This is a genomic window from Nostoc sp., from assembly GCF_036917455.1.
Lineage (GTDB): Bacteria > Cyanobacteriota > Cyanobacteriia > Cyanobacteriales > Nostocaceae > Nostoc.
Map to the genome: position 1 here is coordinate 1 of NZ_JBALDK010000068.1, position 25,984 is coordinate 25,984.

Sequence of the window (25,984 nt, forward strand, 5' to 3'; positions counted from 1 at the left end):
TAAGTAGGTAGGCATAATTAAATATAAGATATCATTGCAAAGCATTACGATTGCTTCGCAATGACGGAACATATTATATTTATTAACGCCCATCTACTTACCCTTTAAGGAACTATTAATTTTTAATGAGAGGTAAAATTTATAGCTTATCAAAATACCCAATTACAGAGAAATTAATATTTGTGTTTGATTGGTGAGTATTTGGCAATTTGGCAGATTGTGATTAAAGAATTTTGATATATTGCAGAAATTACCAAGATGTTTTTACTTATTATACAGAAGACGGGCTAACCTCCGTCTTTTTTATTGCTGATTTTTTGATACATCAATCATGACTTTTAAAACATCCTCTTACAACCTATTAAGTTTTATTTGTGATAGTTTTTTGCAGAGTCCAAGGTGCATTGCCACTTTCAAGCTATTTGGACGGGATGAATCATCCCGTCTTTTATTTTGCTTGCAGTTTTATTTTTTAGGTATTCGATTATACTCGAAAAATAGGACATCAGGTTTGAGGATATTTGCACACATCCTATAGGAAGATGCCCTATGAATATAATAATGAGTAAATTAATTCGGGATGTTGTTATGCACTGGATTTATTTATATAGAGGTTTGGTTCACCGCCAAACCTTTTTTTATATTTCCAGAAGTTACGCAAAAATCACCAAAAAGCTTAATTTCTCGACTGGTCATCTTACCTGAAAAATGCTGTCAGTCCTATGATGTTTATCTGCAAACAAAATTAAAAACTAAAAGCACTCCGCAGAATGCCAATGGTAACTGAGTCATTATCTGGTGTGTTACCAGGTTGCAATAGATGAATTATTCCTGGTGTAATGCTGATGTTATCTGTTAGCTGAAAACGATAAAATGCCTCAATTTGAGTGGTTGTCCCTGGTTGTCCACCTGCACGTCCTAAGCCAGTATTAATAAAATCAGGGACATTATTCCCTACAGGTAGGTCGCTACTGGTGATTTTAGGAGGTTGACCGACATAAATTCCGCCTAAATTTCCTTTCTTCAATAAATCAGGGAAATTCAGAAACACCATATAATTTGTCGTCTCTACATTTCCCGATTGCCCAGGAATATAAGATTTAGTATAACCACCCCATGCACCTGCGCTCAGATGAGGAGAAACTTGCCAAGTTATAGTCGCACCTACAGCGTTGGTTTGTAATGGCGCTGATTTCCCGGTAGTTGTATTAACCGCAGTTAAGCATTCATCACCAACAAAGGTTAGTAAACAACCATCTGAAGAGTAATTGTTAACGTAATACAAACTTAAATCGAGAGTATCGGTTGGTGTCAGCAGCAATTGCACACCTGTAGTTCTGGTTCCATCAAATAAACCGCTACCTTTAGCGGGGTTTCCTGGTTGATAAGCAGTATAAATTGCCTGTAAACTAGCGCGTTTAGCAAATTGCCAATCAATAGCTATACCGCCGTGACCATATCCCATATTTAAAATTGGGTTTCTTTGGGCAAAATAAGACAATGGCCCTGTTGCAGCACTTTCTACTCGATTTGGGCCTCGGAAAGCAGTAGGCATACTTACACCTTCCGTTCCTACCATCACTGCTAATTTATCTGTTACCAACCAATGAAAATTGAGGTCACTTACAATCAAGCTCTCTGTAGGAAATTCATAGCCAAGTAAAACATCATTCCGAGAAACACTATTGGTAAATCTTGGCGCACTAGTACCTCTAGCAGCTAAAAGACCCGTAAACAAATAACTACTAGGAGTGATTTGACTAGTTAAATATAGTTGCGCCAAGGAAATAACATCAGTGTTTGTTCCGACATCATCTGTATCTTTTTGTCCATCTCTAGGATTAACATCACCACGGTTGTTAGTCCGTCCTTGGATACCAACTATTAGTAGTCCACTGAGTTTGGTTGTTGTTGAGAATTGCTTAGCTTCAATTTCGCCAGTTCTGGCTTCTAAACTATCGACACGACCCCGCAAAGTTGCTAATTCAGGGGCAAATTCTGACTGCAATTTTTGTAATATTGCTAAATCTTCGCGGGTGACTAAATCGCTAGTGGCTGTAGTGATTAATTCATTGACTCTATCTAAGCAAGCATTCACTCCGGCGGCGAATTCATACCGAGTTAAAGCGCGATTACCGCGATAGCTACTATCTGGATACCCTGCTATACAGCCATAGCGTTCCACCAAAGACTGTAATGCTTGGAATGCCCAATCGTTGGGTTGTACGTCCTTGAGTTGAGAAACCGATGTCACTTGCGCCATCGGATTTATTGGGGAGAGGGGAGGAGAATTTAAATCTGTACTCTCGTGCGCTTGAGTAGTTTCTACATTGATGTACTCTTGTGCTGATGCTTTTTGTACAACTCCATTTACTCCCGCAATTAGTAACCATGCGAGCATCCAGGTTTTTTGATGACTGCGGCTAATAACTATACCTTTCAACTTTTTACACTCGGCTCACATACTTAAGTGAAGAGTGTATTCGCTATTCTTTAGCGTTCACCTGGGAAAATTTACGGATTTTGTTCAAATAAGACTTAAATCTTTCTGGGCAACTTCTGAAAGGACGAGTATAACAAAGTATTGGGTATTGGAGACTGGGGACTAGGTACTGGGAACTAGGAAAGAGTTTTCTCAATTCCCAATCCTCTCTTTCTAATCCCCAATCTATGGCAAATCGTCCACGCAAGCTGATACCAAAAGCCTCTAAACAAAATAAACCTCATGCAGGTGTGATGAAGCGCATCGTTAAAAAACCCCGGAAGAAGCTTAAAGGGGGAAGTTGGTTATCGTCAACGTTAGCGATCGCAATTCTGTTGAGTAGTGCTAGTCTAGTTATGGCTTTTGCCTGGATTAGTGTTCTCTTCATCTTCAATCCAGACCAGGTAAGCTGGCTAAATAAAATTTTACCTGCATGGGCGCAAATCCCCCTTGGTAAGCACGAACGCCCCAAAACCCTCAAACAAATTCAACTCGATTTGAGTCAAAAAAACCAAATATTTGGGGAAAATCTACCTTTACGCCAGGATGCAAAAGACTCTTTTTTACTGCCAGTTTGGCAGCAGCGTGCTAATTGTCAATCGGATTGTAAAAAGCTTGTGGAACTAAGGGTTTACGAGCGCTCAAAAGAGTTAGAGTTTAAATCTCAGTCAGAAAATTACTACTACCTAACGACTCAATTATCTGTAACTGGGCCAGAAGAATCCTTTGTGATTTCTCCCTCACTTGATGGAACATTAGAACTGCAAGATATCAGCGTTCCTTTACCTTTAACTGAAGTGCAACGGTTTGACGATGGGACTCCATCACCAGGGGTTTGGTTTAATTTGTGGGGTAAACGCCAACAAGGAAGTGGTGCGATCGCTTACGGTCACATTGTATATTACAATCCAGAACGCACCAATTTAATCCAAATGTTGTCTTGGACAAGTCCCAACGGACAATTACCCAAATGGCAACAGGTAACTGATGATGCGACAAAAGAGTTAGTTGTTGATGAAACAGTAGGTTTAGAACCGCATTTACAGGTTTACCAAGTCAAGCCTGTGAAGTTATTACTCAAACCAATTGAATTGGAGGCGATTAGCCTCAAATCAGCAGCCCTCAAGGATTCTGCATACCAAAACGCCCTAGCAATTGCCCGTAGTGGACTGTGGACACCAGCCTTTGAATGGTTGAAATTCATCAAGAAACAGCACAAAGGAGTTTTTCCACAGGCGGCGCAAGCGCAAATGGATTTGATTCGTTTGCATTCCAAACTTACTAAAATCCAAGCCCAGAAAAAATGGGCAAGTCCTAGTCAAGAAGTACTAGCAAACTTGATTGATGGTCGCTGGGAGAAAGCTTTACAGGTGTTTGAAGCGTCACCACATAATGTCCAAGAAATTGCTACTCTACTGAAAGCGGATAAGAACCGGTTATGGAATCGAATTGCAACGGCGTTGCGGGTGAACCCAAATAGACTAGAGGTGCAAGCTTGGTTTGCGCTGACTTTAGCTGTTCAGCAGGGAGAAGAACATGCTAATTCCTGGTTAAAAGCGCAACCACAAATTACAAAAGATAATCTTGCCTATATTCAAGGTCTGTTAGCAAGACTCAATGGTGAGGATGCAAAATCGCAAATATCCTCTACTCACCCTAGTGAAATTGTCGGTACAGTGCAACCAATTACTCAAGTTACTAGCACCGAGTGGTTGCAACCCAATTCTCCAGCAGACTTGAAACTCACGGATAACCAAGTTTGGTACCAAGTAGAGGTAAGTGCATTCAATGATGGTAAAAGCTGGCTAAATTCTCCCTTTGAGAATTTGAACCCACCCAAAACTGATACTGCCAAATTTTTCTGGAAAACTTTGGGAATCACTTCTGACCCGGAAATCCAGATTATAGTCTGGTTGCCAAATGGAGAACAAAAAATTACTATCGCGGCGATAAAAGCGGTACAACTACAGGGTAAAATTTTGCGCCTATTAGCTGTGGGGCCAAAAATTCCAGAGAGTCAAAATGATGTTATTCAACCCAAACCTTTAGCCTTGACAAATGCAGCACTGGAATGGATACAACCATCTCCCATCACCCTACAAGAACTGTATCAACAAAATCCCCAAGGGGTGAAGGTAATATTATCGAGTCTGTGGAAATCTTTACAGCAATCTGGTGAAGTTCCGGCTGGTGCTATTCCTAGCTTTGAGCAGATGCAGCAAAAGTTGGGTGATTGGCCCGTTCAAGTAATTGATTTAACAAATAACGCTCAACCAGAGATAATACTGACTATCTCAGCAGCAGCAATCGCATCTTTGAATCAGTCTCCACCTGAAATTCAGGGGGGAAATATAGAGCAACACCGCGACCGGACTATAATTTTGTCCGATCGCAATCAAGTCATTTACACTGATTTTACAGGAAATGATTTACAAAGACTCTCTGCGATCGCCAGGCTTTCAAATGTGCAATCCTTAGCTTTGCTAGTAGAAAATGCTCATAACTACAGTTTGAGGCGCTGGTCAGAGAAAAATCAGCGCTTTGAATAGCACGCCCCTTACTCAAATTTAAATTAAAGAGGCACTGGCGACACCGAATAGCCCGTCGGAGACATCGCTATTTCCAAAACTGACTTATTCTTCTTGGCTAGTCTCTGTGTCGGCTAAACGTTGGTGCTTCAAGTTTTCCAACTGCTGCAACAGAGAGTCTACTTCTGCTTGTAAATGCATAAATTTAGCTTGCTGATCGTCTTGATAATAAGACTTGGTTAGCTTACTGACCCAGTTAGCCTGGGATTCGCGATCGGAAACACTAGATAAACAAGTAGGCATCGTTAATTAAATCCACAATTTAATTCACACCATTAGAAATAATATAATAATGCTCTTTTAAGCTTTATTAAAATATTGTGTATTTTCAATCAATTACTCTAATGTGTTTTCGGTTCAATCATAAGAGACGATGAACAGAATGGCTGTGTTCCAAAGAAAACACTGCCCCCATTGCACTTACATTTTTGTAACAGTCAAAGTGTCACGCTTACCGAAAGCCCTCCCAGAACTACGAAGCCCAAGCAAGATGGGAGCAACGCGAAAAAGTGAGATCATCGTCCAATGAGCACTTGGGGAAGGGGGAGTAGGGGAGGCAGGGGGAGTAAAGAGAAATATTTAGTAATTTTTGCTGCCAAGATAGTCCAAAATACACTTAATTTCTTGATTCCCCACTGCCTCAAGAGCATCCCCTGCCTCCCCTGCTTACCCACCTCACTGTTAGAGCATTGCTCCCAGCAAGATTAAATGGACAACTAACTTGCCCAAGGCTACTGCCAAGGAGAGACAGCACATTGCGTATTTAACTGGTATTCTAAATAAAAATGGCAAGTGAAACACCTGCACCCCAAAAAATAATACTCTTAAGTAATATTCTTTTGCAATTAAGGGGCTGGGACAGGGCAAAGAAAAATCCACTTTCTTCCTCTTCCCCATCCGATGCTTCCATCTGCCACCCTCTCTAAATATCCAATCCTTACATTAAGAAATTTTAAATCCCGTGACTTTGAGCCTATCTGTTGCTAAATCTCATCGCCAACCCTGGCCTGGACTGATAGAAGCCTATCGCCAATACTTGCCTGTGAGCGAAAAAACACCAGTCGTCACTCTGTTGGAGGGAAACACACCTCTAATACCAGTACCAGCGATCGCAGAACGTATTGGCAGACAAGTACGGGTTTTTGTAAAATATGATGGTCTCAATCCTACCGGCAGCTTCAAAGACCGGGGGATGACTATGGCAATTTCTAAGGCCAAGGAAGCAGGAGCAAAAGCAGTAATTTGTGCCAGCACGGGTAACACCTCAGCCGCCGCCGCAGCCTATGCCAGACGTGGGGGGATGAATGCCTTTGTATTAATTCCCGATGGTTATGTAGCATTAGGCAAGTTAGCCCAAGCATTACTTTACGGTGCAGAAGTATTGGCAATAAAAGGAAATTTTGACCAAGCGCTAGAAATTGTCCGCGAGATGGCCGAAAGCTATCCGGTAACATTGGTAAATTCGGTCAATCCCTACCGCCTAGAAGGGCAGAAAACAGGAGCCTTTGAAATTGTCGATGCCTTGGGTGATGCCCCAGACTGGTTGTGCATCCCCGTTGGGAATGCAGGTAATATTACTGCATATTGGATGGGCTTTTGTCAATACCATCAAGATGGAAAGTGCGATCGCTTGCCTCGAATGATGGGATTCCAAGCCGCAGGTGCAGCCCCATTAGTACATGGTCAGCCCGTGGCGCATCCCGAAACCCTCGCGACAGCAATTCGCATTGGCAACCCCGCTAGCTGGGAATTAGCGATCGCAGCCCAAACCGCAAGCCAGGGAAATTTCCACGCCGTTACCGATGCAGAAATTCTCGACGCTTATCGGCTTTTAGCAGCATCAGAAGGCATCTTCTGCGAACCCGCGAGCGCCGCTTCTGTAGCCGGGTTATTGCAGGTAAAAGACCAAATTCCCACAGGGGCGACAGTGGTTTGTGTCCTCACAGGCAATGGTCTAAAAGACCCAGATACAGCTATTAAATACAATCACAGTCAATTTAAACAGGGAATTGCAGCCGAATTGGGCGCAGTCGCCGAGGCAATGGGATTTTAAGCAGGATAATATCTATAACTAGCCCTTTCAAAATGACTGATAAAATCTCTTGTTTCTTCTCTGCGTTCTTTGCGCCTCTGCGGTATAAAAATAATTTATTTAGCCACTCCAGACGCAGAGAACACCAAACAAAGAGCGCAAAGAAAAATTTGGTGATTATTAATTTTGAATTTTGAATTTTGAATTCGGAGCGAAGCGACGTGACTCATTCTACTGATATTGCTACCTTAGCCCGGTGGATGGCAGCTGATTTTAGTAATCAAGAACAAGCTTTTGAAAATCCGCCTTTTTATGCCCACATTCGCGTGTGTATCCGTCCCCTTCCCTTAGAATTGTTCTCAGGGGTAAGTTTGTTTCTCGAACAAGCTTATGATTTTATGCTCAATCAACCCTACCGGATGCGGGTAATGAAGTTGATTCCGGCAGAAAACCACATTATTATTGAACACTACACCCTTAAAGAAGAACAAAAATTTTACGGTGCATCCCGTGAACCTGAACGTTTAAAAGATTTATCCGTTGATCAATTGGAAAAAATGTCAGGTTGCAACATGGTTGTAGAGTGGACAGGTAATAGCTTTAAAGGCAGAGTTGAACCCGGTAAAGGTTGCATTGTGGTTCGTGACGGCAAAAATACTTATCTAGATAATGAATTTGAGATTGACGCTAAAGAATTTTTCAGCCTCGACCGGGGAAGGGATTTAGACACTGATGAGCGTCTGTGGGGTTCCATCGCCGGCCCATTTCACTTTGTCCGATGGGCAAATTTTGCCGATGAAGTCAAGCTAATTAACGCGCTGGATGCTCACAGTTAGCCGCTTGTGGATAGATGTTGGTGAATGGCCATTTCACTACATCCCCGCTTACAACTGTGATGTTAATTTATTTATTAAATACTTGACAGATTTTAGTAACAGATTTTACTGTTTTAGCTAAGTGTTCAAGTTAATCGACACCACTCCTCAGAACCTTGAAAACCGCATAACTTCGTTGACTGGTGTCGATTACTTGTACAGTAAGGGTTTTCGGCGAAAAAATCCCCTGCTAATTGAGAATTTTATCGTCTTTATTGACATTCTCAAAAGTGGTGTCGAATAGGAGGTCTGAAACACTCTCCTAGTAAGGGTTTCAAAAGGTAACTCTTTCCATAACCACTTCCCCTAACGGGGATGGAAACGAATTATTAATTCTTAACATGATTTTATCACCACTTTTACTTTCCATAACCACTTCCCCTAACGGGGATGGAAACTTTATATCCAGCCAGCTGCTTCCAACTCCTAATCCAACTTTCCATAACCACTTCCCCTAACGGGGATGGAAACTTTTGAGCGACTTTTTGCCTTAAATCAATTATGTCTTTCCATAACCACTTCCCCTAACGGGGATGGAAACCATACCATTTCTTAGAAAAACGACTGTGCAATCAGGCTTTCCCTTTCCATAACCACTTCCCCTAACGGGGATGGAAACGTTGCTGTTAGCATTTTTGATTCCAAATTTTGAACTTTCCATAACCACTTCCCCTAACGGGGATGGAAACATTAACTTGGTCTTTTATCACTCCACCAAAGTCCAACTTTCCATAACCACTTCCCCTAACGGGGATGGAAACAATACAATACACAAACTTTATTTTAGGTTTTTGAAATGCTTTCCATAACCACTTCCCATAACGGGGATGGAAACACTTTATTGAGAAGTCAGGATTTGTAAATAGACACAGGGTGACTTTCCATAACCACTTCCCCTAACGGGGATGGAAACACTAAATCACGAAGCTCAACTGAGGTCGCATTTACTTTCCATAACCACTTCCCCTAACGGGGATGGAAACACGAGCCAACTTGGTGCATTGTTGAATACTCTTCACTTTCCATAACCACTTCCCCTAACGGGGATAAAAACTAGACAGAAACCCGACCCCATACCCCACAAAAAATAATCTATTAACTGAAAGCCTTATCTAATAAGTCTTTTTGCTATTGAGTACATGATTAATACATATTAATAGACGCGGTATTTAGGATGAGATACTAATATATGAAGTATTTATTGAAAGTTAATTAAAGAGTCCAAAGGCATTAATAAATCATCATTTCAATAATGGTAAATCCTATGTTTGTCATTCAGTAAGGTACAAAACTAATTCGTAATTAAGAGGATGAATGAACGAGTTCTCTTGTCGGTATCAAAAGTTTTAGATCCCCCTAAATCCCCCTTAAAAAGGGGGACTTTGATTCCGATTCCGCCCTTTTTAAGGGGAGCCAGTGCGGTCTTCTTCCAAAGGAGAGGCTAACGCCAAGGGGTCTCCCCAAGTGGGGCAATCGGCGTGGGTTAGAAGGGATCTAAGAGTGCCTAAAATTATAGGGAAATACTTGTTCATTCAACCTCTAAGAGGGTACGGAAGGTAACACTGATGGAACTACAAATTGTGTTAGCGAGTCTGCAAGCGTCATTATCAATTAAAAATTACTTTGATGACTGACTCCTGAATTCTGCTCTTCTATTTACACTGAGAGACGGGGACAAAAATCAGATTATGAACAAAACCTTTGCAACCATTGATGGGAATGAAGCTGTCGCCCGTGTTGCTTACAAATTAAATGAAGCGATCGCCATTTATCCTATCACCCCCTCTTCAGCAATGGGTGAATGGGCAGATGCTTGGTCAGCCGAAGGTCGTCCTAACCTCTGGGGTACTATTCCCAGCGTTGTGCAGATGCAAAGCGAAGGGGGAGCCGCAGCAGCCGTGCATGGGGCATTGCAAACAGGTTCCCTGAGTACCACCTTCACAGCATCTCAGGGATTATTGTTGATGATTCCCAATTTCTACAAAATTGCTGGTGAGTTGACTAGCGCTGTGGTTCACGTTGCAGCCCGTTCTTTGGCTACCCACGCTTTATCAATTTTTGGCGATCATAGCGATGTGATGGCGGCTCGTGCTACTGGTTTTGCCCTGCTGTGTTCGGCTTCGGTGCAAGAAAGTCAAGATTTTGCTCTCATCGCCCATGCTGCTACTTTAGAGACGCGAGTCTCATTTATGCACTTCTTTGATGGCTTCCGCACTTCCCATGAAGTCCAGAAGGTCAAACTACTTTCAGATGACGATTTGCGATCGCTCATCCACGATCATCTCATACTCGCCCACCGCAGCCGCGCCCTTACCCCAGATCGTCCCGTATTGCGGGGGACTGCCCAAAACCCTGATGTCTACTTCCAAGGACGGGAAGGCGCGAACCTTTACTACAACGCTTGTCCAGAAATTGTCCAGCGCATCATGGATGAATTTGGAGAACGCACAGGAAGACATTATAAAATCTATGAATATTACGGTGCGAAAGATGCCGATCGCGTTATCGTTCTTATGGGTTCAGGCTGTGAAACCGTCCATGAAACGATAGATTATCTTAACGCCTGTGGTGAAAAACTTGGTGTAGTGAAAGTGCGACTTTATCGCCCCTTTGATGTCCAAAAATTTGTTGCAGCCTTGCCAAGTAGTGTAAAAGCGATCGCAGTTCTTGACCGCACCAAAGAAGCAGGTAGCGCCGGGGAGCCTTTGTATTTGGATGTTGTAGCTGCTATCCATGAAGCCTGGGGGGATGAGAGCAGGGGAGCAGGGGAGCAGGGGAGCAGAGGGGAAGTTTTAGTAAGTCTTTCCCCTCTGCCCCTCCGCTCCTCTGCCCCTCTGCCCAAAATCATCGGTGGTCGTTACGGTCTTTCTTCTAAAGAATTTACTCCGGCGATGGTGAAGGGTATTTTTGATAATCTTGCTGAAGCTAAACCGAAGAACCATTTTACGATTGGGATTAATGATGATGTTACTTACACTTCTCTAAAATTTGACCCCAAATTCTCTACAGAATCGGATCGTGTTGTTCGGGCAATGTTTTATGGTTTAGGTTCAGATGGTACTGTTGGAGCTAACAAAAATTCCATCAAGATTATTGGTGAAGAAACCGACAATTACGCCCAAGGCTACTTTGTCTACGATTCCAAGAAATCTGGCTCGATGACTGTCTCTCACCTCCGCTTTGGTAAAGAGCCAATTCGCTCTACCTACTTAATTGACCAAGCTAACTTTATTGGCTGTCATCATTGGGGATTTCTAGAACGCATAGATATTTTGAAAGCTGCTATTCCTGGGGCGACTTTGCTGCTTAACAGTCCTTATGATCCAGATAGCGTCTGGGAAAATTTGCCGCTCAAAGTGCAGCAGCAAATTATCGATAAGCATTTAAAGTTATATATCATAAATGCTAGCCAGGTTGCCCGTGAAAGTGGCATGGGTGGCAGAATTAACACCATTATGCAGGTATGCTTCTTTGCTTTGGCGGGAGTCTTGCCGCAAGAAGAAGCGATCGCTAAAATCAAACAAGCGATTGATAAGACCTATGGTAAAAAAGGCGCTGAAGTTGTCCGCATGAACCTACAAGCCGTAGACAACACCTTAGACAACTTGCATAAAGTAGATGTCCCACAAACAATCAACAATTCAAAATTCAAAATTCAAAATTCAAAATTGTCAGACTCCGCTCCCGAATTTGTGCAGGAAGTTCTGGGGAAAATCATGGTATGGGAAGGTGATGATTTAGCTGTTAGCACTCTACCCGTTGATGGGACATTTCCCGTAGGTACTGCCAAGTGGGAAAAACGCAACGTTGCCGAAGAGATACCTGTATGGGAGCCTGATGTCTGCGTTCAGTGTGGTAAGTGTGTGATGGTTTGCCCTCATAGTGCCATTCGCGCTAAAGCTTATCAAGAGGATGAGTTAGTTAATGCACCAGGAACTTTTAAATCAACTGGTGCAAAAGATAAAGACTTTGCCAATCAAAAATTTACTATTCAAGTTGCCCCAGAAGATTGCACTGGATGTACTATTTGTGTAAATATTTGCCCTGCTAAAGATAAATCTGAGCCATTGCGGAAAGCGATTAACATGGCGCAGCAGTTACCTTTACAAGAACAAGAGCGGAAAAACTGGGATTTCTTCTTGAGTTTACCTAATCCTGACAGGCGATCGCTAAAGTTGAACCAGATTCGCCAACAACAACTGCAAGAACCCCTATTTGAATTCTCTGGTGCTTGTGCAGGTTGTGGTGAAACACCTTATTTAAAATTATTAACACAACTGTTTGGCGATCGCGCCGTCATCGCCAATGCAACAGGTTGTTCCTCAATTTATGGCGGAAATCTCCCCACCACTCCTTGGACAACCAACGCCCAAGGACGCGGCCCCGCGTGGTCTAATAATTTATTTGAAGATAACGCCGAATTCGGTTTTGGCTTCCGTCTTTCTCTGGATAAACAAGCTGAGTTTGCGGCAGAATTGTTGCAACAGTTGGGGAGTGAAATAGATGAAAACCTTGTCTACTCCATCCTGAAAGCTGAACAAAAATCTGAAGCTGACATTTGGGAACAGCGCGAAAGAATAGAACTTTTGCAACAGAAGTTAGATGAAATTGTCACTTTCGATCCTAACCTCAAATCTAAAATCCAAAATCTCAAATCCCTTGCCGATTATTTAGTAAGAAAAAGCGTCTGGATTGTTGGCGGTGACGGTTGGGCTTATGATATTGATTTTGGCGGCATCGATCATGTAATTGCCAGTGGTCGAAATGTCAACATCTTGATCATGGATACAGAAGTGTATTCTAATACAGGCGGTCAATCTTCTAAAGCCACGCCACGAGCCGCAGTTGCTAAATATGCCGCCAGTGGTAAGTCTGCACCGAAGAAAGACTTGGGAATGATTGCGATGACCTACGGAAATGTCTACGTAGCGAGTGTAGCCCTTGGTGCTAGAGACGAACATACTCTCAAAGCATTTTTGGAAGCAGAGGCTTATGATGGGCCATCAATAATTATTGCTTACAGCCATTGCATCGCCCACGGCATAAACATGACTACCGGGATGAATCATCAAAAAACTCTGGTAGAATCAGGTCGTTGGTTGCTGTATCGGCATAATCCAGAATTGCTTAATCAGGGTAAAAATCCATTGCAATTGGATATGCGATCGCCTACGCAATCGGTAGAAGATTCAATGTATCAAGAAAATCGCTTCAAAATGCTTACCAAGAGTAAACCCGATGTAGCCAAACACTTATTAGAACAAGCCCAAGCTGAGGTAGATGCCCGTTGGCAGATGTACCAATACATGGCAAAGCGTGAGATTCTCTGAATATCTGGGGTGTCCAAACCGAAGCAAAAGCCGAAATTCCCTTTCGGATGACTGATTATCGGTTAAGGGTGTATCGCAGATTTCCCCGCAAGCGGATGCATCAAGTTGTGATTTACCTGCAACCCACCACATCCGAATTAGTTCAGCAAACAGCTTTTATTTTAGAAAATACTCGTCATGAATTTGGAGTCATTCGTCTTTGGGAGCAACCCAGCGACATATTTTTGAATACTCCTGGTTTGTTACCGTTCGCAACTCTCAGTCAAACTGAGGATAACCCTCTTCTGTCACTCTCCGGGAGGGCGATCGCTAGAAGCCTCATGAGGCAATCAATACAAGCTATACTATTAGAAAAAAATAGGTCTTGTATTTGTTATTAGAAAAGAATCGCGCAATCGGTTGCTATACAAAAGCTCTAGAATTCGGAAATGGCAAATGTTTTCGGAGAGTGACAGAAGAGGGATAAAACGCGAACATTACAACAGGTTGCACAAGCTATTGAGCAAATAAACGACACCCGAACACAAAGTAATATTGCTGCGTCAACGGCAGTATTAGCTGGACTAGTATTAAACAAAGAACTGATTAAAAGGTTATTACGGAGTGATGCTATGCGCGAGTCTGTAATTTATCAAGATATCCAGCAGGAAAAAGCTTTATCGATTGTTATCCGACTACTTCGGCGTAAGGTGGGAACTGTTCCACCTACACAGTTATTGAAAATACAAGCTTTAGACTCAACACAGTTGGATGATTTAGCTGAGGCTTTACTTGATTTTTCGGATTTAACCGATTTAGAAGCTTGGTTAGTGCAAAATAAAGGTTAGTGATGCTATGTGCGATCGCACTTTCTCAGATTAGAGCAAAAGCGATCGCACCATCAAACCGTACAAGCGATCGCTATGACGGGCTATTCAGTGACGCACCATTATCTGAAATCATACAGGCGATCGCTCATTACTAAAATCTAATCAGTCGAATACACCCCCCTTAATCCCGGATTTCTCACCACATCTCGATTAAGCCTGCGCTTGAGCAAGGGAGCAGGGGAGCAGGGGAGCAGAGGAGAGTTCAAATACCAAGTTCTTTCCCCTCTGCCCCTCCGCTCCTCCGCCCCTCCGCTCCTCTGCCCCTCTGCCCCTCTGCCCATCCTTCCCCTTAAGCTTGTGAGAAATGCGGGTTAATCTCCCTTTATCAAGGGGAGGGTTGGGGAGCGTTGATTCAAGGATTTTTGCAAGAAGTCTAAATGATTACAACACATCCTCCTTGAGTAGAGACGGCGATTTATCGCATCTCTTGCCTTAACCGAACCTATGAAACATTACGCTGGGCTATTTAGCTAGACGAGTCATTTCAAATAATTGCTGGGCATTACTCCCTAAAAAAGCATCAAAAAGTACCTGCTTTCCAGATTCAATTTCTACTAGATAGCGCTGGGCAATTTCATAATAAGCGTAAGTCCAAGGAATCTGAATTTCTTCGCCACTGTTGTCATCTAATACTGTCACCATTTCTGTTACCGCTTGAGTTGCAGTTTGCCGCAAACCACAAGCAACATTTCCCTCTATCTCTGATTTCATTGGTACACCCAGTTTAGCCAAACCACTAGCGGTAGTATCAATATCTGGATATTCTGGGGTGTTCTGTCTGTTGATGTAGCCTGTAAAGTGGTTGACAGCATATCCGTGCAGCAACACCCAAGCCCCATACTGAGTAACCTGATTCACCTCTTCAACAACAGAATGCTGTGGGGTTTGCCAAGGACGGGTAAAGACTTGTTGGAGTTGTTTGGCGATGGTTTTAATGTCCGCGTCTTCTTGTAGAAGAGTCAGGGGTGAGGTCAGTTCGTGTGGGATTGTAGATACTGTTTTAGAGATGAGTTGGGCAATATTAGTAGGCAATTCATCAACAATCAACTCGCTAATAAAGAGTTTGGGTAAGTTAAATTCCTCTTGCTGCGGATGACGATAATGACGGGCGTACAAATGGGTTTTAGCAAAAGTATACTCTCCATCTGCCACGTAACCTAAAGCTTCTGCAAGTTGTGCGAGATGGTCAATTCCTAAATTAACTTGACCCTGTGGACTATCAACTAATAAACGCAAAGACCGAAAGGCGATGTGGTCGTTTGCAATAGTCCCACCCACAGCATTAATCATTTGCTGGTAGGTACGGGCATAATTTACTCTGGTGCTGTATTCTTGCCAAAGTAATTTCCATAAATTAAGGGCTATTTCGGGTTTCATATAGATTTGTCATTTGTCATTTGTCATTTCTACCTCATCTCTCAATCCCCAGTCCTCGTTATCTTTTAAAAATTTAAAATCTCGCTAATAATTTGAAGGGCTATTTGAATTTGGTCGCTGTCGATAACTAGAGGGGGACAAAAACGAATTGCGGCTTTACCGCAACCTAGTAATAATAAACCGCGTAAAAATGCTTCTTGGATAATGCGATCGCGCAATTCACGATCTAGATTACCTTGTTCGTCCAATAAATCCACCGCAACCATCAAACCTTTACCTCGTGGCAACGATACTCTCGGAAATCTTTGGTGCAACTGGGTAAGACTAGCTTGTAAAAATTCTCCCATCTGTGTAGCGTTTGCCATCAAACCACTTTCTAACAATCGCAGTGTGGCAATACCGGCAGCACAAGCAACGGGATTACCGCCAAATGTAGTAGCGTGAGAACCAGGAGGCCAAGTCATTAACTCTGGTCTTGCAAGTATCGCTCCTAAAGGCAAACCACTGGCGATACCTTTAGCAGTAGTAATAATATCAGGCATTACTCCCCAATGCTCGATCGCAAATAAGCGCCCAGTCCGCCCCATTCCCGCTTGCACTTCATCCACTACCATCAGAATACCATAGCGATCGCAAATATCCCGAATCCGTTTTAAAAAACCATCCTCTGGTACGATATAACCACCCTCTCCCTGAATCGGCTCGACTACGATCACAGCGACTTCTTGCGGTGGTAAAATTGTCCCAAATAGTTGTTGTTCCAAGTAATCTAAGCTGGCGTGAGTGCCGTAGGGAATATGAGTTACCCCAGGAACTAAAGGCCCAAAATTTGCTCGTTGCACTGCTTTGGAACCCGTCAGAGACATTGCGCCATAAGTGCGTCCGTGAAATGCGCCTAAGAAGGCCACAATTAGCGATCGCTTGGTGTAATATCTAGCTAGTTTAATCGCTCCTTCGTTGGATTCTGCCCCGGAATTGGTGAAAAATACTTTTGCAGGGAATGCACTGTTACTGTGTGGATTGGGAAAAGGGGCGCGAATCGCTAATTGTTCGGCTAGTTCAACCATCGGCTCATAATAAAAATCTGTCCCTGACATGTGCAGTAGATGCGCCGACTGTTCTTGAATTGCTTTGACGACTTCTGGGTGGGCGTGTCCGGTGGCGGTAACGGCTATACCTGCGGTCATATCTAGAAATACATTGCCATCCACATCTTCTACCATACAACCCTGACCGCGAGATACAACTAACGGGTAATCGCGGGTGTAAGAAGGGGAAGTGACGGCGCGATCGCGTTGTACAATTGCTTGAGCGCGAGGCCCAGGTAAGGAAGTTATTAAACGGGGTGTACGAGGTAAATTTAAGTTAATAGGGATACTTAACATTATTTTTTCGATTTTTTTGCATATTACTGATAATTAAACGATAAAGGTTGATTGCTGACAGTAGCATTTGATGCCATTGGTATAGTAATTACGTATTTAACGAAAAAGCTTCATAGTAAAGACTTTGCCCGTTTTCATAACACAACTTCTGCGATCGCGTCATCTTGTATTTTTTGAAGCATAACAGCTTCACTATTAGATGTCAGGGTACAGGCTACAGCGCTTTTTTTAGAAAAAGGTGTATTACATCTACAAGAGAATTGCTCTATGCAAAAATTAATACAACTCTCTAAGATAATCAACCAATGACTTGGGCCTCTGGACAAAAGTTACACCGCGATCGGTATGAAATTAAACAATAGTTAGGACAGGAGAACTTTGCTATTACTTATCTTGCTGAGGATCGGGATGGCAAGAATGTTGTGATTAAAACATTGAATCCCAAGGTGTATTAGCCTTATTTACAGCCTTGATATCAGGAATCAAAGATGGCACAGACTTATTCAAAGATTGGTTTCCAGACAAACCAGCATCTCCGACACAACAAACCCTATCGTCTTCGACTCAACCACAAAATAGGTAGTAAGCCACGTCTACATAAAAGTTAGTTTTAAAATCACATTTGTTGCTTTTGCGACTCCAAAAGTTAGTTTTAAAGTCACATTTGTTGCTTTTGCGACTCTAAAAGTTAGTTCAGCAGTAGTCAGAAGACCATAAATAAACTCCAAAAACCTTGTTTGATTCAATAGCAATCTACCGAAATCTATCTGTAGGTACTTTCATGCATTTTTTCTCCCTTCATGTATCGCCTTCCAGTCAAAATTGAAGTTAGTCAGTTGAAGGAATCATTTATAACGCTTGACTACCAATGCAAACTAACAATCAACCAAATCCAAGTGATTCACCTTCCGGGTATGCCTCCGGCACGCCAAGGGCGAACGGCAGTTCGGACTCGACGGGAGCCGCCAATACTCCGACTGCCTCACCGCAAGTATCGCTAAAAATTCTGCCCACTGCCCCATTACCAGAATCTATTAGTCAAAATATCGAGACTATCATCGCATTGCACAGACGTTCTGAAAAAAATGTCTCAAAACACCAGCGCTTTGTAGAAACGATAACCATCTTTTTTGGTCGTCCTGTATTCCTGTATAGCATTCTGCTTGGGATGATTCTCTGGGTAACACCCAATGCCTTACCACGACGTTTAGGTGTACCAAAATTTGAGGAAGTTCCATTTCCTTGGTTACAATTTTCACTGACTGCGGGTTCATTGTTGGTGACAACAGGGGTATTGATTAAACAAGAGCGACAAGAAAAGTTAGCAGAGCAACGGGCGCAACTTAGCCTTCAACTCAGCCTGCTCTCTGAGCAGAAAATCGCTAAACTCATCGCTTTGATTGAGGAATTACGCCAAGATATTCCCAATGTCAAAAATCGCTCTGACCCAGAGGCTGAAATAATGAAGTCCCCTACTGATGCACACGCAATTGTAGACTTATTGGAAGAAACCTTAGCATCAGAGTTAGCAAATTTATCGCAGCAAGAAATATCAACTCAGGAGTAACAAAGTAAGCGTAGTCAGGACTTACGCAACTATCACAAGCGATGGCGCGGTGTAGATGCGCCGCGCACCAAACAACTAGGCGAAAAACATGGGAATAGCCGGGCGTTTTAGTTGCTGAACTAAATAATTTGAGAACAATCTATGCTTAATTTGATAGATTGTTTGACCAGTTTGATAAGTTAAATTTTTGAGCCTAAGCCAGACTAAAAAATTGTAGTTATTAAAAACAGCTAATTTACACCCATTCAATTAATTTAAAAAGTTCTCCACGCATCTAACAAATATTTCCACACCCATTCCCAACGCCGTCTCATCAAAATCAAACCGGGGATGGTGATGAGGATAGGCCAAGTCTTTCTCAGGGTTAGCAGAACCTAAGAAGAAATAGCAACCAGGAACCTCTTGCAAGAAGAATGACATATCTTCAGCAGCCATAGTTTGACATTCTGGCACAATACCCATCGGCGTTTCTACCACTTCTTCTGCTACAGTTCGCACCAATTCCGCGATCTTAATATCATTAATTACTGGTGGATAAAGTGACCAGTATTCTAAGTCATAATTCGCACCATGACTTTGACAAATTCCAGCAATAATCTGCTCGACACGCTGGTTGAAAAAGCCTTTCAAACTAGGATTAAAATACCTGACAGTAGCACTCATTCTCGCTGTATCAGCAATCACATTCCGCTTGGTTCCAGCATGAAGTTCGCCCACTGTCACCACAGCTGAATCAATGGGATTAACATTCCGAGCGACAATGGTTTGCAAAGCATTTACAATTTGGGCAGCAACTACCACGGAATCCACAGTTTGATGTGGTAGTGCGCCGTGTCCACCTTTGCCCAAAATTGTGCAGTTAAAGCACTCAACAGCTGCCATCAACGCCCCAGCCCGGACACCCACTGTTCCCAAGGGCAAATTATTCCACAAGTGCAAACCAATAATCGCGTCAACATCAGGATTTTTCAGAACTCCAGCTTCAATCATCGGCTTTGCACCACCGGGTGATTCTTCTGCTGGCTGAAAGATAATTTTCACCGTACCGGAGAAGTCTTGGCGATGCTGCTGGAGATAGTAAGCTGTACCTAATGCGATCGCTGTATGTCCATCATGTCCACAAGCGTGCATCACTCCATCATGCTGCGATTTGTACGGCACTTCGTTAAGTTCTTGGATTGGCAAAGCATCCATATCTGCCCGAATCGCCAAAACTTTCTCTGCACCTAGTTTGTTACCCTTAATGGTGGCAACAATACCAGTGTGAGCAATGCCAGTCTGATGTTCAATTCCCCACTCTTGCAGCTTTTGTGATACAAACTCAGCAGTCAGTTTTTCTTGAAAACCCAACTCTGGTTGTTGATGCAATCGCCGCCGCCACTCTACCAATTGTGGTTGCAATGAGCGAATTGCCAACCGGATGCGAGATAGATCGATAGAAGAGGGATTGGGAAAGGTAGAAACCATTGTAAAGACAAGCTAGTTTAAGTACAGCTAACTTAGTTTATCGTAGGGAATGGTGAAGAATCATCATCAGAATCTTTTTAACCAGTAAACCAAAAAGTTTTTCTTTGAAAAACGATGCCTGGGTTGGGCTACGCCTACGCTAATAATCAGTTACGTAGAGCAGAAGTTAAAACACTTTGGGATTTGGGATAGTGCGAGTGGAAAGCACTATTTTGTTTTCGGCTGGTTTTTCTAAGAAATTTTCGGATAGTAATTTGGTCAAAGCATCTGGGTGTAGTTGCCAGTTTAATAATCCCGATAACCCCATGACCAAGCCAAATATAGTTGGAAATAAGGCGGCGTAGAACAACCATTTTTTCTGAGATAGAGATGTAATGGCAAATAGTGAGACAGAAAGCGATAAGGAGGCATCAGCTAAATCAAACTGGTCGTCATGGTAATTAAGCTGGTCATAGGTTGTTTGCTCTTTTTGAGCAATTAGCTTCTGTTCCTGCTTTTTCTGGTCTTCATTATTAGCAATTAATTGATAAGCGGCAATCTGTTTTTCATAGTCAGCCCTCACAGCAGAAGGTTGAGAAACAGATTGTAATTTAAGTTGCACCACATTTGATTTGGCTATTTCTTCACGAATATTACGAGCCTGGTATAACGCCCAATCGTCAATTTTATTTGCTTGAGCTTGCTGCATTGCCTGAACTAGATTATCGTCTTTAATTTTGCAGATACCTATAAAAGTTGCTATCAATGCAACTGCAATTGCAACAGCACTATTTAGACGGCTTTTGCGTTTTTCGCGGTTAGCTGGGGTTTCGGGTTCATCGTTTTCATCTTCAATCAGGTCGATTGGGTTTATGTCCATATTGTTATACCAATTTCACTTAAAGATAAAACAGAATTCAGGAGTCAGAATTCAGAATACTCTACCCATAAAAGGATAGAGTTTTAACCATTATTTAGTTAAAATCAATTCTGCAACCAACCAGCCATCACCGCAACTATCAAAAATACACCCATCGCCAAGCGGTAGAAAATAAAAATCAAGGTACTGTGTTTTTCCAGGTAGCGTAGGAGTCCCCAAATTGCTGCAAAAGCGGAAATGCTGGCGGAGATTAATCCCATCAACAAAGTTAACCAACCGGCTGTACTCAGTCCTGCTTTGGTAAGAGTATGGAGTTCTACAGCACCTGCCAAAATCACGGCTGGTAAGCCCAACAAAAAAGAAAATCGGGCAGATGTCTCCCGTTCCATACCCAAAAATAACCCAGCAGTAAGGGTGGAACCAGAGCGAGAAACGCCAGGGATAAGGGCAAAAGCTTGAGCAACTCCTACCCAAATGCCATCCCAGAGGGTAAGGTTGTCAAAAGTGCGATCGCGTCCTCCGCGTTTTTCGGCGATCGCTAGCAATGCTGACATAATAATTGAAGCCGCACCAATAACTACTAACCCTCGCATTGGTGAGTTGCAAGCGTTAAGAATTGGTTTGAGTAGCACGCCAGCCACAGCAATAGGCAAAGTTCCAATCAATAAGCCCAACATCAGTTGCAAAGAACTAGATTGATAGTCTTGTCCGCTAATTGCCCTAACCGTCTCTCCGGTTAATTTTTTTAAGTCTTGCCAAAAATAAACTAAAACTGCACTCAAGCTAGCTAACTGCATTGCTGCTGAAAAAGCAGATCCCGGATCTTTCAGTCCCAACAGAGTTGGCACTATCCGCAAATGAGCAGTACTGCTAATTGGTAGTAATTCTGTAATTCCCTGAACGATGCCTAAAATAATCACGTCAATCCAGCTAAGGTTAGCAAAGTCTAGATTCACTTCACTACCATTGCCACAGACTGCACTTGCCACCACAAAAGAAAGCATCATATCAGGCGTAAATAATTTACTTTTAATCAAACACCGACAAAGTAACTTATGTTAGTGACGCTTCTGTGACTAAGACATGGCACTTGGATGACATCTGTAGCAAGGGACTGGGGACTGGGGATTGGGGATTGCGGACTGGGGATTGCGGACTGGGGATTGGGGATTGGGTGAAAAATCTTTTTGTGTCTAAGTTTCATCATCTGTTGATGTCCTAACCACCAAGGCTTGTGCTATAAATACAAATAAAAAATATTGTGTGTTCAGGTAGCGTACCGTTTGGCAATAAATACTATTTGGTTATTTAAAAACATTTTTAAATAGTCATATTTCGCACATCCGAAATCTGCTAATGAAGTGTTTTTTAGCTGCAAAAATTAAATAAGGCAGGTAAATCCTGCCTTGTGTGTCACCAAAGTTAGGTTAGCTTCACTTTTCTTCTCTTACAATTGCACGTCTTATTGACAAAGCTATTACCAAGTTATGTCAGAACTGTGACTGCATCATTTGTAAAAAGCGATTGGACATTCGCTACTTTTTCCCCAATGCCCCTCATCAGTGCTGAGTGGAGAGTGAGAAAAGATAGACCAATTCCCAATTCCCAATTCAAAGCGTCAATGTTTCCCAATCTAAATCTGACGCTATTTGAGCAAGTTTATCTAAATCAGTCAGGTTATCTAAATAGGGTAAGCAGCCTAAGACTGGGGTGTTAGTGAGTGATTGAATCAATTGCGGTGGTGTCCAATCAGCTATTTCTGCATCTGTTCGAGATTGTACGCAGTTCAAAACAATGCCTTTAAGATTGATGCGCGATTGCCTAGCTAATGCAACGTTCGCCACTGCTTGAGCGATCGCACCTAATCTAACTGGCACTACTAATACTGTTGGTAAACGCCATTCTGCCGCTAAATCAGCTACTGTTAATTCCTCAGTTATTGGCGAACCTAACCCTCCCAAGGCTTCTACAAGCACAAAATCACGCTGCGATCGCAATTTAGACAAAGCTTGCCACACAAGAGCTAAATCGACTCGACGATTTTCTCGGGCGGCGGCGATGGGAGGCGCTAAAGGTGCTTCAAAATATAACGGTGTAATTTCCTCTGAGGATTGTTCTAGCGCAAATAGCTTTTGATACCACTCGCGATCGCCAATTCCTGATTGAATCGGTTTCATGATTCCCCAGCTCCTCTGTGGGTAATATTTTTGCCAATAGGCTGCTAACGCTGTTGTTAAAACAGTTTTACCAGCTTCGGTATCAGTTCCAGTAATCAGTAGTGTGTTTAACATTAATTTCTTTGGCCAGAAAATGGTTGCGTTCCATCAGCCGGCGGCAAGGTTTGTGTTTGACCAGTGGTCGGTGTTGGAATCGGTGTCTCTGTAGGAATTGGAATCGGTGTCTCTGTGGGAATTGGAATCGGTGTTTCTGTGGGAATTGGAATCGGTGTCTCTGTGGGAATTGGGAGCGGTGTTTCTGTAGGAATTGGAATCGGTGTTTCTGTAGGAATTGGAATTGGTGTTTCTGTGGGAATTGGTTGAACTGGTTTTTCTAATGCAACATTCAGGTTGTAATTGCTTTCGGCAACTCCTGAAAGTAGTGTTAACTCAATAGTATATCTACCAGTAACCAGCAATTTGCCTTGATACGCCGTTATTTGCTGAGTATTAGGATCGATTGGTTGTTCATTGGGACTTAAGACTGTTAACAAAACGCTGCTTCCTGGCTCAAGAAATGCAGTTAAGTTGTCACCTTCCTGTCCCAAAAAAGTGTACCGGATGATTTGATTTATTTTGAGAGTATCTTTAACTGTGGCTGTATTATTAGCTGCTCCCAGATTGAGCCGCCTACTAGATACAACAGGTTGCTCTTTGGTGGGTGTGGGAGTAGATGTAGATGTAAATGTAGCACCACCAGAAATAACTGGTGAAGGAAAATTTTGGGGAAGCGTCTGAGTTGGTGATGGTTTTGGCTGACTGCGGATAGAACTGACCAACGCCCAAGAACCAAATCCGGCAACGATCACTACAGCAGAGCCAATTGCTGCGATCGCTAAGGGGTTATCCAAGACTGAACTAGTGAGACTTGGTGGAATCACTGGATCGGGTTGTTTCTTCGGCGAAGCTGCTGGTGGTACTGAGTCAGGACGGCGACTAACAGCCATTGTCTGCAAGTTAGACGTATTCAGGGGCGGAAGGCTGACTTGCTGTAAAGGTTGTAGTGCTTGAGATACATTAGCAGCACTCTGATAGCGATCGCTCGGTATATGATTCAACATTCGATTCAAAACCTGGGCAAATCGCGGATTAACTGTTACCCATCGCTGCCAATTCCAAGCTAATTGGTTTTCGTCAAATAGATCCCTTGGTTCTTTACCAGTCAGCAAAACAATCGCACTCACCGCTAAGGCATACAAGTCACTGCTAGGATAAGCTCCCCCTGTTTGCATTTGTTCGCTAGGAGAGTAGCCTAATTTTCCCACAGTGGTTTCGGGCATTGCACTCTCTGGCGATCGCAACCGCGTTGCTAGTTCTTTAACCACCCCAAAGTCAATTAACACAGGTTTAGCATCACTATCTCGCAAAATAATATTTTCTGGCGAGATATCCCGGTGAATAATTCCTCGGCTGTGAATATGCTCTAAAACTGGCAATAACAACTGTATCAGTTGCAATACTTCCGGTTCTGTGAAAGTTCGATTAACAGCTAGCCGTTCATCCAGTAAAGCTCGGTATGTCTGACCTGCAACGTAATCCTCCACCAAAAATAAGCGCTGGTCTTGCTCAAATCTTTCCCGGAATTTAGGCACTTGGGGGTGTTCTATTTGATACAAGATGGCAGCTTCTCGGTGAAAAAGCTCTTGCGCCTTTTCTAAAGCCGAAGCCTCCGTTGCTGTTGAAATCAATTCCTTGATCGCGCAAAGTTCATTAAAGCGCCTCTGGTCTTCTGCCAGATAAGTTCTCCCAAATCCTCCTTGTCCGAGAATTTGAATTATGCGGTAACGGTTTTGCAAGACAGTGCCAACTTTAATGGGTGGTTGCATGATCGATTGATTGAGTGTGGTAGCAACTGAGGAGGAAGTGATCCCCAGTTAGGAGTATACGCAAAGTCAGGCTTCAAGTCCCGTTATCTAATTCTGAGAACACATGAAGAGTTCTAAGTTCCGAGTACTGTTAGCGGTAGCGGGGCATTTAGCCTATGCTAAGTTGCAACGCCCCCAAGGAAGGGGGATCAACCTGCCCCTTGCCTCCTTCAAGTTCGCCGATTAACTAGGGTAGCGCTAGCTTGGTCAACAGGCATTAACACAACTTCATTAATATTGACATGGGGCGATCGCGTCACGCAGAAAAATATCACATCAGCCACATCATCTGCTGTCAGGGGTGTAACTCCCTCGTAGACTTTGTTGGCGCGTTCAGTGTTCCCGTGAAAGCGCACCTGACTAAATTCAGTTTCTACCATCCCAGGGTCAACGGAAGTTACACGGACCTGCGTCCCTAACAGGTCTTGTTTTAAACCTTCAGAAATTGCTCTGACAGCCGCTTTGGTAGCACAATAGACATTACCACCAGGATAGGTTTGATGTCCGGCAATGGAACCTAAATTTACTACATGACCGCGATCGCGACTCACCATTCCCGGAATGACATAACGCGAAAGGTAAAGTAAACCCTTAACGTTAGTATCAATCATGTCTTCCCAGTCTTGAAATTTACCTTCGTGCAACTTGTCTAAACCACGACTTAAACCAGCATTGTTGATGAGAATATCGATGTCAGACCAAGCAGACGGTAGAGTAGAAATAGCAGATTCTACAGCACTGCGATCGCGCACATCTAGCTGTAATAAATGAATTTCACTATTAAATTCTTTACTGAGACTATCTCTTAGCTGCTGCAAACGTTCTAGCCGTCGTGCCGCTAAAATCAGTTTTGCACCCGCACCAGCGAAGATTCTCGCACAAGCAGTACCAATACCACTACTTGCACCAGCGATCAAAATAATTTGATTTTGTAGGGAAGTCATTAGGATAGTTAGGAGTGAGGAGTTAATAGTTATAAATGGCGTTGTTGCGTGAATGGGAAAATTGACACACCCAACCCATGATTGGAGTAGTAACTAGTCTGCGACTTTGTAACTGTCAGGCTTACCTA

At 42.9% G+C, this 25,984-nt stretch carries 18 protein-coding genes, 2 pseudogenes and 1 CRISPR repeat array; of the genes and pseudogenes, 8 read left to right on the forward strand and 12 right to left on the reverse strand.

Going from position 1 to position 25,984, the window contains the following annotated elements:
- Nucleotides 1-745: 745 nt before the first annotated feature.
- Nucleotides 746-2,401, reverse strand: a complete 1,656-nt coding sequence (locus tag V7K42_RS07730; RefSeq protein ID WP_334915024.1) for an iron uptake porin — start codon at nt 2,399-2,401, stop codon at nt 746-748.
- Nucleotides 2,402-2,670: 269 nt separating this feature from the next.
- Between V7K42_RS07730 and V7K42_RS07735 the strand changes: the two genes are divergently transcribed.
- Nucleotides 2,671-5,031 (forward strand): hypothetical protein, encoded by a 2,361-nt coding sequence (locus V7K42_RS07735; protein WP_334915026.1) that lies wholly within the window; start codon nt 2,671-2,673, stop codon nt 5,029-5,031.
- An 84-nt stretch (nt 5,032-5,115) separates the two neighbouring features.
- Here V7K42_RS07735 and V7K42_RS07740 read toward each other — a convergent pair whose 3' ends face one another.
- Both V7K42_RS07740 and V7K42_RS07745 read right to left on the reverse strand, forming a co-directional pair.
- Nucleotides 5,116-5,313, reverse strand: a complete 198-nt coding sequence (locus tag V7K42_RS07740; RefSeq protein ID WP_334915028.1) for a hypothetical protein — start codon at nt 5,311-5,313, stop codon at nt 5,116-5,118.
- Between the two features lie 532 nt (nt 5,314-5,845).
- Nucleotides 5,846-5,980, reverse strand: a complete 135-nt coding sequence (locus V7K42_RS07745) for a hypothetical protein (protein WP_334890499.1) — start codon at nt 5,978-5,980, stop codon at nt 5,846-5,848.
- A 51-nt stretch (nt 5,981-6,031) separates the two neighbouring features.
- On the opposite strand from V7K42_RS07745, the gene thrC reads away from it, so the two are divergent.
- From thrC to V7K42_RS07775, 6 genes and pseudogenes are all read left to right on the forward strand, one after another.
- Entirely contained in the window at nt 6,032-7,123 is a 1,092-nt protein-coding gene (gene thrC / locus V7K42_RS07750) for a threonine synthase (protein WP_334915030.1), read from the forward strand.
- Between the two features lie 200 nt (nt 7,124-7,323).
- Nucleotides 7,324-7,938 (forward strand): chromophore lyase CpcT/CpeT, encoded by a 615-nt coding sequence (locus V7K42_RS07755; protein ID WP_334915032.1) that lies wholly within the window; start codon nt 7,324-7,326, stop codon nt 7,936-7,938.
- A gap of 326 nt (nt 7,939-8,264) precedes the next feature.
- Nucleotides 8,265-9,031: a CRISPR direct-repeat array (repeat unit 36 nt; unit sequence CTTTCCATAACCACTTCCCCTAACGGGGATGGAAAC).
- Nucleotides 9,032-9,665: 634 nt separating this feature from the next.
- Nucleotides 9,666-13,307, forward strand: a complete 3,642-nt coding sequence (gene nifJ / locus V7K42_RS07760) for a pyruvate:ferredoxin (flavodoxin) oxidoreductase (protein ID WP_334915034.1) — start codon at nt 9,666-9,668, stop codon at nt 13,305-13,307.
- 14 nt (nt 13,308-13,321) lie between these two features.
- Nucleotides 13,322-13,582, forward strand: a pseudogene (locus V7K42_RS07765) (hypothetical protein); the annotation flags it as partial.
- A gap of 336 nt (nt 13,583-13,918) precedes the next feature.
- Nucleotides 13,919-14,134: a DUF4351 domain-containing protein gene (locus tag V7K42_RS28910; RefSeq protein WP_442938542.1), complete on the forward strand. Its 216-nt coding sequence runs from the start codon at nt 13,919-13,921 to the stop codon at nt 14,132-14,134.
- Between the two features lie 2 nt (nt 14,135-14,136).
- A complete protein-coding gene (locus tag V7K42_RS07775; protein ID WP_334915036.1) occupies nt 14,137-14,271 on the forward strand; it encodes a hypothetical protein in 135 nt (44 codons plus the stop codon).
- A gap of 367 nt (nt 14,272-14,638) precedes the next feature.
- On the opposite strand, the gene V7K42_RS07780 is transcribed toward V7K42_RS07775, so the two are convergent.
- Together V7K42_RS07780 and V7K42_RS07785 are read right to left on the reverse strand one after the other, a co-directional pair.
- A complete protein-coding gene (locus tag V7K42_RS07780; RefSeq protein WP_334915038.1) occupies nt 14,639-15,553 on the reverse strand; it encodes a DUF1338 domain-containing protein in 915 nt (304 codons plus the stop codon).
- Nucleotides 15,554-15,618: 65 nt separating this feature from the next.
- Nucleotides 15,619-16,938, reverse strand: coding sequence for an acetyl ornithine aminotransferase family protein (locus V7K42_RS07785; protein ID WP_334915040.1), 1,320 nt, complete (start codon nt 16,936-16,938; stop codon nt 15,619-15,621).
- 868 nt (nt 16,939-17,806) lie between these two features.
- On the opposite strand from V7K42_RS07785, the gene V7K42_RS07790 reads away from it, so the two are divergent.
- Nucleotides 17,807-18,505, forward strand: a complete 699-nt coding sequence (locus tag V7K42_RS07790) for a DUF1003 domain-containing protein (RefSeq protein ID WP_334915042.1) — start codon at nt 17,807-17,809, stop codon at nt 18,503-18,505.
- A gap of 75 nt (nt 18,506-18,580) precedes the next feature.
- Here the strand turns inward: V7K42_RS07790 and V7K42_RS28915 are convergent.
- The 7 genes and pseudogenes from V7K42_RS28915 to V7K42_RS07820 form a co-directional block, all read right to left on the reverse strand.
- Nucleotides 18,581-18,712, reverse strand: a pseudogene (locus V7K42_RS28915) (IS701 family transposase); the annotation flags it as partial.
- 42 nt (nt 18,713-18,754) lie between these two features.
- A complete protein-coding gene (locus tag V7K42_RS07795) occupies nt 18,755-19,972 on the reverse strand; it encodes a M20 family metallopeptidase (protein WP_334915044.1) in 1,218 nt (405 codons plus the stop codon).
- A 166-nt stretch (nt 19,973-20,138) separates the two neighbouring features.
- Complete coding sequence (locus V7K42_RS07800; protein WP_334915046.1) at nt 20,139-20,831, reverse strand: DUF4337 domain-containing protein; 693 nt, start codon at nt 20,829-20,831, stop codon at nt 20,139-20,141.
- Nucleotides 20,832-20,935: 104 nt separating this feature from the next.
- Nucleotides 20,936-21,838, reverse strand: coding sequence for an undecaprenyl-diphosphate phosphatase (locus V7K42_RS07805; RefSeq protein ID WP_334915048.1), 903 nt, complete (start codon nt 21,836-21,838; stop codon nt 20,936-20,938).
- 603 nt (nt 21,839-22,441) lie between these two features.
- Nucleotides 22,442-23,122: a dethiobiotin synthase gene (gene bioD / locus V7K42_RS07810; protein ID WP_334915050.1), complete on the reverse strand. Its 681-nt coding sequence runs from the start codon at nt 23,120-23,122 to the stop codon at nt 22,442-22,444.
- Nucleotides 23,122-24,873, reverse strand: coding sequence for a serine/threonine-protein kinase (locus V7K42_RS07815; protein ID WP_334915052.1), 1,752 nt, complete (start codon nt 24,871-24,873; stop codon nt 23,122-23,124). The genes bioD and V7K42_RS07815 overlap by 1 nt, the downstream gene beginning before the upstream one ends.
- A 209-nt stretch (nt 24,874-25,082) precedes the next feature.
- The gene (locus tag V7K42_RS07820; protein WP_334915054.1) at nt 25,083-25,856 is read right to left on the reverse strand and encodes an SDR family oxidoreductase; all 774 of its coding nucleotides are present in this window, start codon (nt 25,854-25,856) and stop codon (nt 25,083-25,085) included.
- Nucleotides 25,857-25,984: the final 128 nt, after the last annotated feature.